The 682-nt window shown below is 75.7% G+C and carries 1 protein-coding gene; it reads right to left on the reverse strand.

What is annotated here, in order from left to right; translation table 11 throughout:
• Nucleotides 1-223: 223 nt before the first annotated feature.
• Nucleotides 224-682, reverse strand: a 459-nt coding sequence (locus tag DQW85_RS21855; RefSeq protein WP_113702120.1) for a hypothetical protein, incomplete at its 5' end; no start/stop codon positions are given.

Below are 682 nucleotides of genomic sequence, written 5' to 3' on the forward strand. Positions count from 1 at the left end.
GCGGCGCCGGAGGTGGCCGCTTCCGGTGCCGCGCCGCACGCGGTCAGCAGAGCGGTGGCGGCGGGCAGGCCGAGGCCGAGCAGGCCCAGGCGGCGCAGCGCCTCGCGCCGCGTGATGTGCCCGTCGACGTGGTCGAGCGCCACCTCTTCGGCGAGATAGCGCTGGAAAGGTGTCATAGGCGGGATGTACCCGGCCGTGCCAAAGGAGGGGTAAACCCGGGTGCCTACTTGAGGACGCGGCCCACCAGCTCTCCCTCGCGGGGGACGGCGAGGCAGTAGGCCGTCCGCTTGGCGGGCCACTCGTGCTCCAGCGGCAGCAGCGCGCCGGCCTTGACGTCCTCGCGCCGCGCCGGCCTGACGCGCAGCCGGGGCCCGCACCAGTCCAGGGCCTTGCGCATCGCCTCGGACTCACCCGGCCACGGGCCCTCGGGCAGCACGTAGATCGACCCGTACTCCGCCGCGTGCGGCAGCTCGCAGGGCACGAGTGTCGCGATGAGGTCGCGGGGGAGTGTCAGCAGGCAGTCGCCGGGCCGCAGGTAGGTCGCGTGGTGCCGCTTCAGGTCGAGCCCAGGCGTCGAGACGTCGCGGGGCGAGGTCTCGGGCGCCTGGCCCGCCGGCAGCAGGCCCGGTCCGGGGGCGCAGGCGGCGACCGCCCAGGCAAGGCAGGCGGCCAGGCCGGCGAC

The sequence above is a fragment of the Nonomuraea lactucae genome, assembly GCF_003313395.1.
In the GTDB taxonomy this organism is placed as follows: Bacteria; Actinomycetota; Actinomycetes; order Streptosporangiales; family Streptosporangiaceae; genus Nonomuraea; species Nonomuraea lactucae.